At 28.7% G+C, this 13,469-nt stretch carries 11 protein-coding genes, 1 tRNA gene and 1 pseudogene; 3 read left to right on the forward strand and 10 right to left on the reverse strand.

Translation table 11 applies throughout. From position 1 onward, the window contains the following. Nucleotides 1-5: 5 nt before the first annotated feature. From Q0V09_RS03230 to Q0V09_RS03265, 8 genes are all read right to left on the reverse strand, one after another. Nucleotides 6-81: transfer RNA gene (locus Q0V09_RS03230), tRNA-Gly, on the reverse strand. Nucleotides 82-143: 62 nt separating this feature from the next. Further along, nucleotides 144-1,655: a family 10 glycosylhydrolase gene (locus tag Q0V09_RS03235; protein ID WP_297406174.1), complete on the reverse strand. Its 1,512-nt coding sequence runs from the start codon at nucleotides 1,653-1,655 to the stop codon at nucleotides 144-146. An 8-nt stretch (nucleotides 1,656-1,663) separates the two neighbouring features. Further along, nucleotides 1,664-2,158 carry a hypothetical protein gene (locus tag Q0V09_RS03240; protein ID WP_297406173.1) on the reverse strand — a complete coding sequence of 165 codons (495 nt, stop codon included), beginning with the start codon at nucleotides 2,156-2,158 and terminating at the stop codon, nucleotides 1,664-1,666. 61 nt (nucleotides 2,159-2,219) lie between these two features. Continuing rightward, the gene (gene glpX, locus Q0V09_RS03245) at nucleotides 2,220-3,245 is read right to left on the reverse strand and encodes a class II fructose-bisphosphatase (protein ID WP_297406172.1); all 1,026 of its coding nucleotides are present in this window, start codon (nucleotides 3,243-3,245) and stop codon (nucleotides 2,220-2,222) included. Between the two features lie 8 nt (nucleotides 3,246-3,253). After that, a complete protein-coding gene (locus Q0V09_RS03250) occupies nucleotides 3,254-3,523 on the reverse strand; it encodes a septum formation initiator family protein (protein WP_297406171.1) in 270 nt (89 codons plus the stop codon). Between the two features lie 15 nt (nucleotides 3,524-3,538). Further along, nucleotides 3,539-4,042, reverse strand: coding sequence for a peptide deformylase (def, locus tag Q0V09_RS03255; protein ID WP_297406170.1), 504 nt, complete (start codon nucleotides 4,040-4,042; stop codon nucleotides 3,539-3,541). A 41-nt stretch (nucleotides 4,043-4,083) separates the two neighbouring features. After that, complete coding sequence (gene priA / locus Q0V09_RS03260; RefSeq protein ID WP_297406169.1) at nucleotides 4,084-6,366, reverse strand: primosomal protein N'; 2,283 nt, start codon at nucleotides 6,364-6,366, stop codon at nucleotides 4,084-4,086. An 8-nt stretch (nucleotides 6,367-6,374) separates the two neighbouring features. Next, nucleotides 6,375-8,483 carry a penicillin-binding protein gene (locus Q0V09_RS03265; RefSeq protein ID WP_297406168.1) on the reverse strand — a complete coding sequence of 703 codons (2,109 nt, stop codon included), beginning with the start codon at nucleotides 8,481-8,483 and terminating at the stop codon, nucleotides 6,375-6,377. Between the two features lie 96 nt (nucleotides 8,484-8,579). Here Q0V09_RS03265 and Q0V09_RS03270 point away from each other — a divergent pair, with 96 nt between their 5' ends. The 3 genes from Q0V09_RS03270 (at nucleotide 8,580) to Q0V09_RS03280 (ending at nucleotide 12,831) form a co-directional block, all read left to right on the forward strand. Continuing rightward, a complete protein-coding gene (locus tag Q0V09_RS03270) occupies nucleotides 8,580-9,086 on the forward strand; it encodes an OmpH family outer membrane protein (RefSeq protein WP_297487119.1) in 507 nt (168 codons plus the stop codon). Between the two features lie 401 nt (nucleotides 9,087-9,487). Next, on the forward strand, nucleotides 9,488-11,197 hold the full coding sequence (gene aspT / locus Q0V09_RS03275; RefSeq protein ID WP_297406175.1) for an aspartate-alanine antiporter: 1,710 nt from the start codon (nucleotides 9,488-9,490) through the stop codon (nucleotides 11,195-11,197). A 74-nt stretch (nucleotides 11,198-11,271) separates the two neighbouring features. Beyond that, on the forward strand, nucleotides 11,272-12,831 hold the full coding sequence (locus Q0V09_RS03280) for a bifunctional aspartate transaminase/aspartate 4-decarboxylase (protein ID WP_297406176.1): 1,560 nt from the start codon (nucleotides 11,272-11,274) through the stop codon (nucleotides 12,829-12,831). A gap of 49 nt (nucleotides 12,832-12,880) precedes the next feature. On the opposite strand, the gene Q0V09_RS03285 is transcribed toward Q0V09_RS03280, so the two are convergent. Then, nucleotides 12,881-13,228 (reverse strand): DUF6672 family protein, encoded by a 348-nt coding sequence (locus Q0V09_RS03285; protein WP_297406177.1) that lies wholly within the window; start codon nucleotides 13,226-13,228, stop codon nucleotides 12,881-12,883. Further along, nucleotides 13,225-13,469 (reverse strand): annotated as a pseudogene (locus Q0V09_RS03290) (ABC transporter permease); the annotation flags it as partial. The pseudogene Q0V09_RS03290 and the gene Q0V09_RS03285, both read right to left, overlap by 4 nt.

The following is a 13,469-nucleotide window of genomic DNA, read 5'->3' on the forward strand; positions in this document are numbered from 1 at the left end:
ATGTATGGAGCGGGAGACGAGGGTCGAACTCGCGACATTCAGCTTGGAAGGCTGACGCTCTACCAACTGAGCTACTCCCGCATCACTTACATAATTATAGTATCATAGGCTTTAAACTTTGTCAATAAGCTTTTTTATTTTTTTTAATAATTTATTTTAAAAGTTTTAGACTGTTCCCCTTGATTATGAACTCTATCAACTGGAGCTATCATATAATAGTATGATTTCCCTTTTATTACTCTTGTATCTAGATATTTTTCACCATATTTTCTTTTTACAGTATCTATTATATTTTTATTTAAATCCTTTGAAAAGTTTTTATTTTCACTTCTATATATCACATAATAATCTGTATAATTTTTTGGAAAATCTTTCCAATTTAATAAAATACCTTTACTTACTTTTTTTCCAGACAAATGGGTTACCTTTTTTGGTGCCACTGTATCTATCCAAGGTGTTCTATTTGGTAAAACTATATTTTCATAGACTTTATTTTTTAAACTATTTTTTATATCCATCACATTTTTATTTATTTTGTCATAACCAAAAAATATATTTCCCTGTACTTTCCCTGTACTTCTATTATATTTTATTTGATTAATTAGTTCATTTTTATTTCTCCAAGCCTTAGTTCCACCAAGTTTATATGCAGCCTGGCCTATATATAAATTTACCTTACTACCTTTAACCTCATTTATCCACCAATCAACTAAAGTTTTATAAGGAGCTACTCTTAAATTAAAATCCCAATAAATTTGAGGAACTATATAATCTATCCAATTATTTTTTATCCAAACTCTAGTATCAGCATATAATGTATCATAATTTTCTGCTCCTGCCCTAGTTTTCGAACCTGTTGGATCCTTATCATTATTTCTCCAAACTCCAAATGGACTAATTCCAAATTTTACATATGGCTTTGTTTTTTTTATTTTATGTGAAAGTTCTTTTACAAAGGCATTGGTATTCTCTCTTCTCCAATTTCCTCTTTCCATTCCTTTTCCATACTTAGCAAAACTTTTATCATCATTAAAATGTAAAACCTTTCTATTTTTTCCAAGAACTGGATATGGGTAAAAATAATCATCCATATGAACTCCATCAATATCATAGTGTTTTACAACATCTACTATAACATTTTCTGTAAACTCTCTAGCTTGTGGATTTCCTGGATCATAGTAATATCTTCCAGCATATTCTATAATCCAATTTGGATGTTTTCTAGCTATATGCTCTTTAGGTATTGGTTCTCCTTTTTTCAAAGTAATTCTATATGGATTAAACCAAGCATGAAACTCAATATTTCTTTTATGAGCTTCCTCTATAAAAAAAGCTAAAGGATCATATCCTGGATTCTTTCCACTTTCTCCTGTTATATATTGTGACCAAGGTTCTGATGAGGGATACTTATAAAATCTATCTGCTGTTGGTCTAACTTGCATAATTATTGCATTCATATTTAAACTTTTTATCTCATTTAAAATATCAATATATTCTTTTTTTTGATCTTCCACTGATAGGCCTTTTTTCGATGGCCAATTAATATTATCAACTGTTGCTATCCAAATACCTCTAAACTCTCTTTTAGTATCTTTTCCAAAAATAGAAGTAATACACAATAAAAAAGTAAATATTAAACACAATATTTTTTTCATACAGTCACCTATCCCTTTATAATTGAAAATCTCTCTTTTAAAATATCTCTTAATGCACAAATAAATTCAATTTTTTTATTCATTATTAAAGGTATAATTATCTCTCTTTTATCCTTTGTAAGTATTCTAACTAAAATTTGTAGTCTACTTCCCTTTCCAACTACTCCCTCTTTTAAAGTACAACTTTCTATATTATCAAAAGATAAATCTACTCCTTGACCTTTTAATGTTTGTTTCTCAGAATCTATTACAATTTTATAAGAAAAAAGATTCTTAAAATGTTTTCCTCCTAAAAATATTAAAATTACTGCTATTACCATATAAGGTATACTAAAGTTCTTTGTATATCCTATATATCCCTGTAAAACTCCTATTAAAATTAAAGGTAATCCTGTTCCTAACCACATTACAACCTTTTTAAGTTCTAATTTAAATTTCCTAACTGGTTTATACTCTATTTTTGTCTTGTTTATTTTTTTTATATAATCATCAAAAAAAAACATTTTTCCTCCCACTAGATAAAGAAAAGTAGAGAGTTATCTCTACTTTTCTTTCTTTCTTTTATTATTTTACTAATGCTTTAATATCATCTGGCTTATAGTCTAAGTTATGAACAGCATTTATATATCTTATTGTTTTACTTTTTCCTCTTATAACTAGTGTTTGAGTTCTAGCTATATTTCCTCTTCTTTTAATTCCCTCTAATAAATCTCCACCTGTAATTCCTGTTGCTGAGAATATAACCTCATCATCTTTTACAAGATCATCCATTTTTAAAACTTCTCCTACTGTTAATCCCATCTCTTCACATCTTGTTTTTTCATAATTAGATATTTTATCATTTTCAAGAGATACACCTTTAACTTCACTTCTAAGTTTTAATCTAGCTTGCATATCTCCACCAAGAGCTCTAATTACTGCAGCTGATATAACTCCTTCTGGAGCTCCTCCAATACCATATAGAACATCTACATCTGAATCAATAACAGATGTTAATATTGATCCTGCAACGTCTCCATCTGGAAGTGCATAAACTTTCACTTCTAAGTCTTGTAACTCTTTTATTATTGTTTTGTGTCTAGGTTTGTCTAAAATTACTATAGTTAATTCGTTTAATTTTTTATTTAAAGCCTTACAGATATTATCTATATTTTCCATAAGTGGCTTATTTAAATCAATTACACCCTTTGCTTCTGGTCCAACTACTAATTTTTCCATATACATATCAGGAGCTTTTAAGAAACTTCCTTTATTTCCAACTGCTAAAACTGCTATTGCGTTTGCTTGACCTTGAGCTGTCATTCTAGTTCCCTCAACTGGGTCTACAGCTATATCCACTTTAGAAAATAGTTCTTTGTTTTCAGATTCTAAACCAACCTTTTCTCCAATAAAAAGCATTGGAGCTTCATCAATCTCTCCCTCTCCTATAACTATTTCACCTTGGATTTTTATTCCATTTAACATAGTTCTCATAGCGTCAACTGCTGCTTGATCCGCTGCTTCTTTCTTTCCTCTTCCAACCCATTTGTGGGCTGCTAATGCTGCGGCCTCTGTCACTCTTGCAAACTCTAAAGCTAACTCTCTTTTCATTTCTCCTCCTAATTTGTTTCAATTAATCTATAAATTTTTTCCCCAGGTGATATCATCTGAAGTTTATTCCTAGCAATTTTTTCTCTATAAAAAGGATCGTTTATATTTTTTATCATATCGTTATACTCTATAATAACATTTTCTAGCTCGTTTTTCTCTCTTAATTTTACCTGTTGTTCACTCTTAAGTCTATCTATTTTTACAAAAGACCTGAACATATTCTGTCCTAAGTAAGCAAAATGTACTGCTAAAGGGATTATCCATAATAACTTTTTCATTTTATTTTTTTACCTCTATCCTCTATTTGCCTCTTTTTTTAGCATTTGAAGTTTCTTAGTTATCATTCTTTTCGCAACTGGAGAAACTTTGTCTACAAATAAAACTCCATCTAAGTGGTCATACTCATGTTGGAATGCTCTTCCTAAAAGTTCACTAGCTTCCTCTATTATCTCTTCCCCTTTTTCATTTTGGTATTTTATTTTTATAGTAAGAGATCTCTTTACTGGTTTATATATTCCAGGAACACTTAAACATCCCTCTTCGTTACTTTCTTTCTCTTCGGACATCTCTAAAAACTCAGGATTTATAACTATTCTTACATCTCCCTCTTCAACTTCAATTACAAACATTCTTTTGTTTATCCCTACTTGAGGTGCTGCAAGTCCTACTCCTCTTATATTACGCATAGTCTCTACCATATTATTTAAAGTTTCTATAATTTCACTATTTATTTCAGTTACAGGTTCTGCAACAGATCTTAAACAATCATTTCCATATATTTTTATATCGTAAATCATTATTTTCCTCCTAATTCCTTTTTTCTTACCTATATATTATATCATATTAGATTAGTTGGGTCTACATCTACAACTACTCTATACTCTTTACTTTCTATTTTTTTTATATTTTCTTCAAGATTTTTTTTATAATTATTTATAGATGTTCTATCTCCTTTTATAAAAATATTACATCTATATCTACCTTTAACTTTATAAACTAAAGATTTCATAGGTCCGTACATTTCAACCTCTTCACTTTTTATACTTTCTAATAGTTTTTTTCCATACTCTTCAAGTCCTGCCTCTTTTTCTGAAGATATTCCTATATTTATAATTTTAGAAAAAGGTGGATATGATAAAATCTCTCTTTTCTCTATCTCTTTTTCATAGAAATTAATGTAACTATTCTCTTGAATCTTTTCAATAACATAGTTTTCTGGTTGATATGTTTGTAAGATTACCTTTCCTGGTTTCTCTCCTCTACCAGCTCTACCTGCAACTTGAGTTATCATTTGATACGTTCTCTCTCCAGCTCTAAAATCAGGTAAACTCATTATTGTATCAGAATTTATAACTCCTACAACTGTTACATTTGGAAAATGAAGTCCTTTAGAAATCATTTGAGTTCCTATCATTATGTCGTATTTTCCATTTAAAAAATCATGATACATATTCTCGTAGAAATTCTTTTCCTTTGCAGCTTCTCCATCAACTCTAATAATATTTACTGGGAACTTTTTACGAAGTTCCTCTTCTACTCTTTCTACTCCTCTTCCACTAAAAGATAGCTTATCACTTCCACATTTAGAACAATGTCCTGTAAATCTCTTTTGAATACCACAATAGTTACATTTTAAGGTATTGTTACTTGCATAATAATTTAACTTTATAGAACAGTGCTCACACTCTTCCATATGTCCACAACTTTCACACTGTATTAAGGTAGAATATCCTTTTCTATTAAGAAGTAATATTGTTTGTTCTTTTCTCAATAAAGCATTTCTAATTTCAAAGGAAAGTGCTTCACTAAAAAATTGATCTTGTTCCTGTTTCATATCAACTATCTCTATCTCTGGAAGTTTTGCATTTTTATATCTACTTTCTATTTCAAAGAGTTGAAATATTCCTTTTTTACCATAGTAATAACTCTCTATTGATGGTGTAGCTGATCCTAAAACAACTTTAGCTTTTTCCATTTCTGCTCTTCTTATGGCAACAAATTTAGCATGATATCTTGGATTGCTATCTTGCTTATAACTATTTTCATGTTCCTCATCTATTATAATATACTCTAAGTTTTGAACAGGAGCAAAAATAGCAGACCTTACACCTAACACCACTTTTTTATTTCCATTATATATTGAATACCACTCTGTGGCTCTCTCACTTTGACTTAATCTACTGTGAAGTATTGCTACTCCCTCTCCAAACTCCCTTCTAAATCTAAGAACCATTTGAGGTGTTAATGATATTTCTGGCACTAAAAATATTGATCCTTTTCCCTCTTTTAATGCTTCCTTTATTAAATGAATATATATCTCTGTTTTTCCTGAACCTGTTACACCTCTTATTAGAAAATGTTTTTTGTTAGATTTTGATATTTCACATCTTATTCTTTCTTGTTCATCATTTAATTTTGTATCCTCTTCATTTAAACTATCACTGATCTCTTTAATTAAATTCTCTTCATTAAAATCTTTCATTCTTCTTTCGTATATTAATTCATTATTTTTTACCATTTTATCTATATCTTTTTTATTAAACTTTTTTTCAAGAGTTCCCTTAGAAACCTCTTTTCTAGAATTAAAATACTCGTTTAAAAAGTTTGGTATCTCCTTTTTATCCTCATTTAAGAAATACCAATCTTCCTCTTTTTTTAAAAATTCTAAATTTATAAAATCTTTAATACTTTCTTTTCCAAATCTATCAGTTAATGTTTTTTTTCTAACCTTTAATTTACTCAAAAAGTATTCAAGTATTTCATTTGTTGCAAATAAAGAGTTTATTTTTTCTATTCTATATATATCCTCATATTTTATTTTAATACCTGATGGAACTGCTGTTGTAAAAACTTGTTCAAAAGAGCAAAGATAATACTCTTTTATCCAAAGTAAAAGTTCTATAAACTTTCTAGAAAAAGATATCTCATTATTTAATTTTTCCTTTATTTTCAAAACTTTAAAAGAGTACTCTTTATCTTGCTCCTCTTTTACAACTAATCCAACTCTATCCTTTCTTCTAAAGGATACTAAAACTCTATCTCCTATATCTAAATCATCTATATCACTACTATATGTATAAAACTCTGTTGTCTTTTCAATATGAATACTATAATACTTCACTTTCTCACCTATTTTAATCTGACTTTTATTCTTTTAACTCCTTCCATTTTCGCATCTGGTTCTGGATATTGAGAATCTACAACTCCCACACCTTTTATATCTATATCTATATTTTTATTTTCAAACATCTCCATAACATTTCTAGCACTTAATCCTTTTAAATCTGGCATAATAGAAATATCTCCAACTTCATTAACTTTAACTAATTTAATCTTATCTTTATTTGGAATATTTTCTATATTTTCAGAGTATATATTTTTTACCTTTGTCACTCTTTTTACTATTTCTCCAAGAACAGGAGCTACTGCTGTTCCACCAGACTTATCGTACCAATGTTCTCCTTGAGGTTTAAATAACATTACTAAAACTATATATTTAGGTTTGTTTGCTGGAAAAAATCCCATAACAGATGAAAGATATTCATTTTTTACATATCTTCCTCTTTCACTATACTGAGCTGTTCCTGTTTTTCCACCTATTCTATATCCTGGTACTTTTGCCTTGTGAACTGTTCCATCAACAACAACTTGCTCTAATATGCTTCTCATTACTCCTGAAACTTTTGGGGATATAACCTGTCTTCTTAAATGAGGTAAGTTTCTTCTAATTATAGTTCCATCCTTATCTACAATTTTATCTACTATGTATGGTCTATATAATTTCCCTCCATTTATAACAGATGCAAAAGCTGTTATCATCTGAATTGGTGTTACAACTACTCCTTGTCCAAAAGCCATTGTACTCCTTTTTAATCCATCCCATTTATTTGGCGGAACTTCTCTTCCTGTTTTTTCATAAGGATAATCCACTCCTGACTTTTCATAAAGACCATATTTTTCAAAATCTCTATTCATCTCTTCGTTTGTAAACTTATCTCCCACGAGAACCATTCCAACATTACTTGATTTTTTCAAAATCTCTTCCACTGTTAAAATTCCTCTTGTGTGTCTACTACTCTCTCTAATTACATGATTATACTTTTTAATCCTTCCATCTCCAACATCAAAAGTTGAATATCTATTAACTTTATGTTCATTTATTGCAGCTGCTATAACTAAAGGCTTAAATATTGAACCTGGTTCTACTAAAGCTTGAAATACTGGATTTGTTACATCTTTTTTATCCTTTCTAAAAAAAGATGTTGCAAGTATTCTTCCATTATTAGGATCCATCATTACAGCATAGGCTTTTTCAGCCTTTGTTTTTTTAAATTGTTTTTTCACTTCATCATTTAAAATATATTGAAGATCATTATCTATTGTTAAATATATATCCTTTCCATTTAAGTTTACCTCTGTTCTAGCTCCTGAAGTTGGAAGTCCTATCCCTATCTTTCTTATACTTGGAATTGTTGTTGAGTTTTTTTCTCCCTTTAAATACTTTTCATAATAGTGCTCAATTCCAAAAATACCCTCTTTCTCTGTCCCTTTTTTATAACCTATATTTCCTACTAAGAAAAAATAAATATCTCTTTTATAATATCGTCTCTCTTTTCTTCCCTCTAAAAAAAACACATTTTTTTCTTTTAGTTTTTTCTCTTTAATCAAATCTTGAATCTCTTTTTTCTCAAGATCATCTATATTTTTATTTAATCTTTTATATCTTCGTCCTTCTAAACCTATTCTATTAAGTGTTCTTAAAAGAGGTTTATAGTTATCTTTAATATACCCTTTTTTTACAAGCTCTTTTAATATCTCTTGAGCTTTTATATTTCCTGTAAACCTTTTAGGATCAACACTAAGCTCATACATATTTATGCTATAAGCTAATCCTTTTCCATGAACATCATATATACTTCCTCTTTCACCTGTTGTTTCTAATTTAACATCCACTTGATTTCTTATTGCATCTTTATATTTAGTTGAATCAAAAAGTTGTAACTGAATCATTCTAAACATTAAAATAAAAAAACACAAAAGTATTATATCTGTTTCTACAAAAGATCTTTTTAAAAAATTATTTTTTACTTTTATATTTTTCCATTTAAAAAATATGTATAGTAAGTAAGATAAGCTCAATCCTAATCCCACTGTTAATAAAAATATTTTACAGTATAAAGAAACTCCTATTCCTAGTAACAATAGGATAACTATATACATTTTTAATTTTTTTTTCAAATTCACACCCTCTTTTATTTTTTCTTTTAAATATTATATCAAATATTAATAAAATAATGTATAATAAGAATAAATTTCCATCAAAGGAGTAAATATATGAAATTTTTATTTATATTATTTTGTGTGTCCACTTCAGCTTTTGCAACAACTCTTGGAGTTATTGATTCTGAATATATTTTTAATCAATATAACAAAAGAGCTGTTCTAGAAGAAAAACTTGATCAAAGACGAAGTGAATTGAACAATGAAATTGAAATTTTAAGACAGACACTTTTAATTAAAGAAAAAAGTATTAAGAGTAAAAAAACATTAACATCTAAAGATAAAGAGATTTTATTAAATTTAAAAAAACAGTTTCAAAAAAAAATAGAAACTTCTGAAATTTCTTTTGAACGTGAACAAAGGAACTTTGTTTATGATATAAAATTTGAAATCGATTCAGTTGCTATTTTAATAGGTAAAGAAAAAAACATAGATATGGTTATTGAAAAAAGTGCCACAATCTATGGAGGAACAGACTTAACTGAGGATGTTTTAAACTTTTTAAACAATCCTACTTCTTATAAATTAGACACTTCAAACATTCTTAAAAAAGATTTTTAAAAAGGGTGATACCCTTTTTTTTAATACCTAAATAATTTGCGACATTTCCCTGTGCCGTTTATAAACATTGTATACAATTTCAATTTTCCATAAAATAAACATTTATCTCTTTATAAACCCTTTATATTCCTACTTTAAAACACATTTTCCAGTGTTTTATAATTTTTATTCTAAAAAAAACTTTTCCACTTTTATTGACATTACTTTTTTTTAGGAGTATATTTATCTCGTCAACGGGATTTCGAAAAATATGTTCATTAAAAATGAAATAAAAATGAATTTAAAAATCAAATTTCAGTTTTTATATTTTTGATAAATTATTTTCACTTTTATGAAAATTTGTGAATTTATTCTTTGTTATGACACTGGGAATTTAATATCAAAGATTTAGGAGAGTAATTATGGAAATTTTAGCTAATTATGTTAGATCTAATATCCTTATAGCCCTTTTCCTTTCCATTGCGATTGGTTATGCTATTGGTAAAATTAGATTCGGTAAATTTCAACTTGGAGGAATTGCAGGTAGTTTACTTGTATCTGTTGTTGTTGGTCAGTTAGGATTCAACATTCCTGGAGTTTTAAAAACAGCATTCTTCGGATTATTTATCTACGCATGTGGATATAATGGTGGACCAAAGTTCTTCGGATCTTTAAACAAATCATCATTAAAATTTGTAATATCTGCTATTTTTATGACTGTTACAGGACTGATTTGCGTTCTTATTGGTGCTAAGTTATTTCACCTTGATAGAGGACTTGCTGCAGGACTTGCTGCTGGTGGACTTACTCAATCATCAATTATAGGTACTGCCGGTTCTGCTATTAGTAACTTAGGATTAAGTCCTACACTTACTAAACAATTGGAAACAAATGTGGCTGTTGGTTATTCAATAACTTATATTATTGGTTCTTTAGGACCTATCTTAATGGTTGGTACTTTCATACCTCTTATTATGAAATGGAACTTAAGAAAAGAAGCTTTAAAACTTGAAGCTGAAGAGAATAACGGAATTGTTTTAACTCCTGTTCAAACTCTTGCTCTTGAAAAAGTTTCTTCAAGAATATTTGAAATTGGTGATAACTGTAAATACTTAGGAAAAACTGCTCTGGATTTTGAAGAAGATTTAGATGAAAAAGTATTCTTATTAGAAGTTTCTAGAAATAATAACTTACTTGAATGTGAAGACTTAGATAAATATGTATTCACTAAAGGTGATTGGGTTGTTATTGGAGGAAAAACTAAAACTTTACTACCTCTTAATGAAATTATTGGAGAGGAAAGATTTGACAGAGATAGTATTCTTAATACTATTGAATATAAAAAATCAATTATTTTTGATAACAAAACTCTTTCAGGTAAAACTATTGGAGAGATTAAAAAGTTACTACCTTCTATGATTACTGTTGGTTTCGTTATTTCTCAAGTTTGGAGACAAGGAGAGGAGCATCCTCTTACAGATGACTTTAAATTTGTTCAAGGTGACGAACTTATGTTAATGGGTAGAGAAGAAAATATTGATGCTGCTATTAAGCACTTTGGTTATTTAACACCTAATACTAATGTAGTAAGTTATATTACTTTTGCTATTGGTATGATTGCAGGTATCTTACTTGGTGGAATTACAGTTCACTTTGGAAGCTTACCAATATCACTTGGAACTGGTGGTGGATGTCTTCTTTCAGGTTTAATCTTTGGTTGGTTAAGAAGTAAAAAACCAAAAATTGGTGGTCTTGATCATGGAACTGCTAACTTCTTACAAGTATTTGGACTTGTTGTATTTGTTAGTATCGTTGGATTAAATGCTGGTAAAGGTGCCATTGTTACTATGAAACAATATGGTATGACACTATTCTGGTTAGGAGTATTTGTTACAATTGTTCCACAAGTTGTTACATTTATATTTAACTACTTTGTATTAAAAATTAAAAATCCAATTAAAGCAGTTGCAATTATAGCTGGAGGAAGAAGTGCAAACCCTGCATTATCTGAAATCCTTGCTAAAACTGAAAATTCAACTCCAGTATTACCATTTACAATAGGTTATGCTGTTGCAAACATTTTATTAACAATGTGGGGTCCTGTAATTGTAGGAATCATCACAAAAAATTAGTATTTAAAATATTTTAACATATTAAAAAATTAAATCATTTAAAACTAAGGTTTTAAAAACTAGGAGGCAACAAAATGAAAGAATTAAGTCCATTCGAATTAAAAGACGAATTAATTGCTGTAGCAAGTAAAGAATTCCAAGGTGAGATTTTAAACGCTGGAAGAGGAAACCCTAACTTCTTAGCCACTTTACCAAGAAAAATGTTTAATCTTTTAGGAAAATTTGCCATTGAAGAATCTGAGTTTGCTTACTCTTATTTCCACAATGACCTAGGAGGTTTCCCAAGAACAAATGGTCTTTATACAAGATTCTTAATGTTCCTAAGAAGCCAAGATGAAAAAGCTGGTTCAAGTGAAATGTTAGTTTACTTATCATATGCTCAAGATCAACTTGGATTAAATGTTGATGAGTTATTAGAAGAGTTTGTGAATGCTTACTTAGCAAACAACTATCCTTGTCCACCAAGATCATTAAAAAATATAGAAAAAATTGTTAAAAAATATATTGTTAAAGAAATGTGTAATAACTCATTAGATGCTGAATTTGATGTGTTCCCTACTGAAGGTGGAACAGCTGCCATGGCTTATATATTCAACTCAATGAAAGCTAATAAATTAATGAAAGCTAAAGATAAAATTGCTTTAATTACTCCAATATTCACTCCATACTTAGAAATCCCAGGATTACCTGAATATGACTTTGAAATTGTAGAATTAAGATTAGATCCAAAATTAAACTGGCAATTACCTCAATCTGAACTTGATAAATTAAAAGATCCAGCTATTAAATTACTTTGTATTGTAAATCCAAGTAATCCATCATCTACTATGATGAGCATGGAATCAATTCATCAATTAAAAGAGATTGTTGATAATGATAGACCTGATTTAATGATCGTTACTGATGATGTTTATGGAACTTTTGCTGATAACTTTGTTTCTTGTTTCTCAGTTTTACCATATAACACATTACTTGTTTACTCTTTCTCTAAGTACTTTGGTGCTACTGGGTGGAGACTTGGAACAATAGCTCTTGCTCATGAAAATGTATTCCAAGATAACATTAAAAAATTATCAACTGAAAACCAAAACAAAATCAATACTAGATACAGTATTATGACTTCTGAACCTGAAAATCTTAAATTCATAGATAGATTAGTTGCTGATAGTAGAGCAGTTGGATTAAATCATACAGCTGGACTTTCTACTCCACAACAATTACAAATGGCTCTATTCTCTCTTAATTCACTAGTTGATTTAAAAGAAAACTACAAACAATGTTGTAAAGAGCTTGTTAGATCTCGTTGTGAGCTTTTATATTCAAGCTTAGGAATCAAACTTGTTGAAGATGTTAACATAGTTAACTACTATACTCTTATTGATTTAAAAACAATGGCAGCCTCTTTATTTGATGATGAGTTTGCTAATTGGTTTGAGAAAAATAACAAAGTAAATGACTTCTTATTTGCTCTAGCTAAAGAAACAGGTGTTGTATTAATGCCAGGTAAAGGATTTGGAGATACTACTCCTACTTTAAGAGTTTCTCTTGCTAACTTAAAAGAGTACCAATATGAAGCTATTGGAAAATATACAAGAAGAATCTTAAAAGAGTTCTACGAAAACTACAAAGGTTAATTCTTAAAATCTTAAAAGGACTGATGAATGTCAGTCCTTTTTTTATATCCTAATATTGATTTATATCTTTAAAATATATTTCATCATTTAGATATTTTTCTATTGATAATTCTCCTCCTTTATTTAAAGAAAATTTAAGTTTTCCTATATATTTTTTATCTCCTATTCTTAAAGTAAAACTTTTATTTTTTCCCTTTATATTCATAATAGCTTTTTTATTTTTTCTAACTTTTTTATCTTTATATCCCTCAATTTGAAAGACTATATTTTTTGACAAACCTTTTTCATTAAATCTATTATTAATAATTAAAGTATGATTTTGACCTGTTACAAAAAGAGAATACACTATTCCTAAAACTCCTAAAAAAAACAATCCTAGTATAACTATCCTTTTCATACTTTCACCTCTTTTTCTTTTGATTCTTCAAACATCTTTACTCTAGTTTTCATTTTTATACTTTCTCTTTTCCATTGATGTAAAACTAAAACAATTGCAATTATTCCATATGATATGAACACTCTAAAATACTCTCCTATTTGAGCTGAACCCATAAGTTCTTTTCCAGCCATTGGAGAAACTAAAAACATTAAATGAAAAAGCACTATTCCTGTAATAGCATTGGGAATACTTGCCTTGA

The sequence above is a fragment of the uncultured Cetobacterium sp. genome (genome assembly GCF_947039425.1).
GTDB lineage: Bacteria > Fusobacteriota > Fusobacteriia > Fusobacteriales > Fusobacteriaceae > Cetobacterium_A.

Coding starts and splice junctions, on each gene's coding strand:
- Q0V09_RS03235 (WP_297406174.1), bottom strand. CDS start 1,655: ATGAAAAAAATATTGTGTTTAATATTTACTTTTTTATTGTGTATTACT.
- Q0V09_RS03240 (WP_297406173.1), bottom strand. CDS start 2,158: ATGTTTTTTTTTGATGATTATATAAAAAAAATAAACAAGACAAAAATA.
- glpX (WP_297406172.1), bottom strand. CDS start 3,245: ATGAAAAGAGAGTTAGCTTTAGAGTTTGCAAGAGTGACAGAGGCCGCA.
- Q0V09_RS03250 (WP_297406171.1), bottom strand. CDS start 3,523: ATGAAAAAGTTATTATGGATAATCCCTTTAGCAGTACATTTTGCTTAC.
- def (WP_297406170.1), bottom strand. CDS start 4,042: ATGATTTACGATATAAAAATATATGGAAATGATTGTTTAAGATCTGTT.
- Q0V09_RS03270 (WP_297487119.1), top strand. CDS start 8,580: ATGAAATTTTTATTTATATTATTTTGTGTGTCCACTTCAGCTTTTGCA.
- aspT (WP_297406175.1), top strand. CDS start 9,488: ATGGAAATTTTAGCTAATTATGTTAGATCTAATATCCTTATAGCCCTT.
- Q0V09_RS03280 (WP_297406176.1), top strand. CDS start 11,272: ATGAAAGAATTAAGTCCATTCGAATTAAAAGACGAATTAATTGCTGTA.
- Q0V09_RS03285 (WP_297406177.1), bottom strand. CDS start 13,228: ATGAAAAGGATAGTTATACTAGGATTGTTTTTTTTAGGAGTTTTAGGA.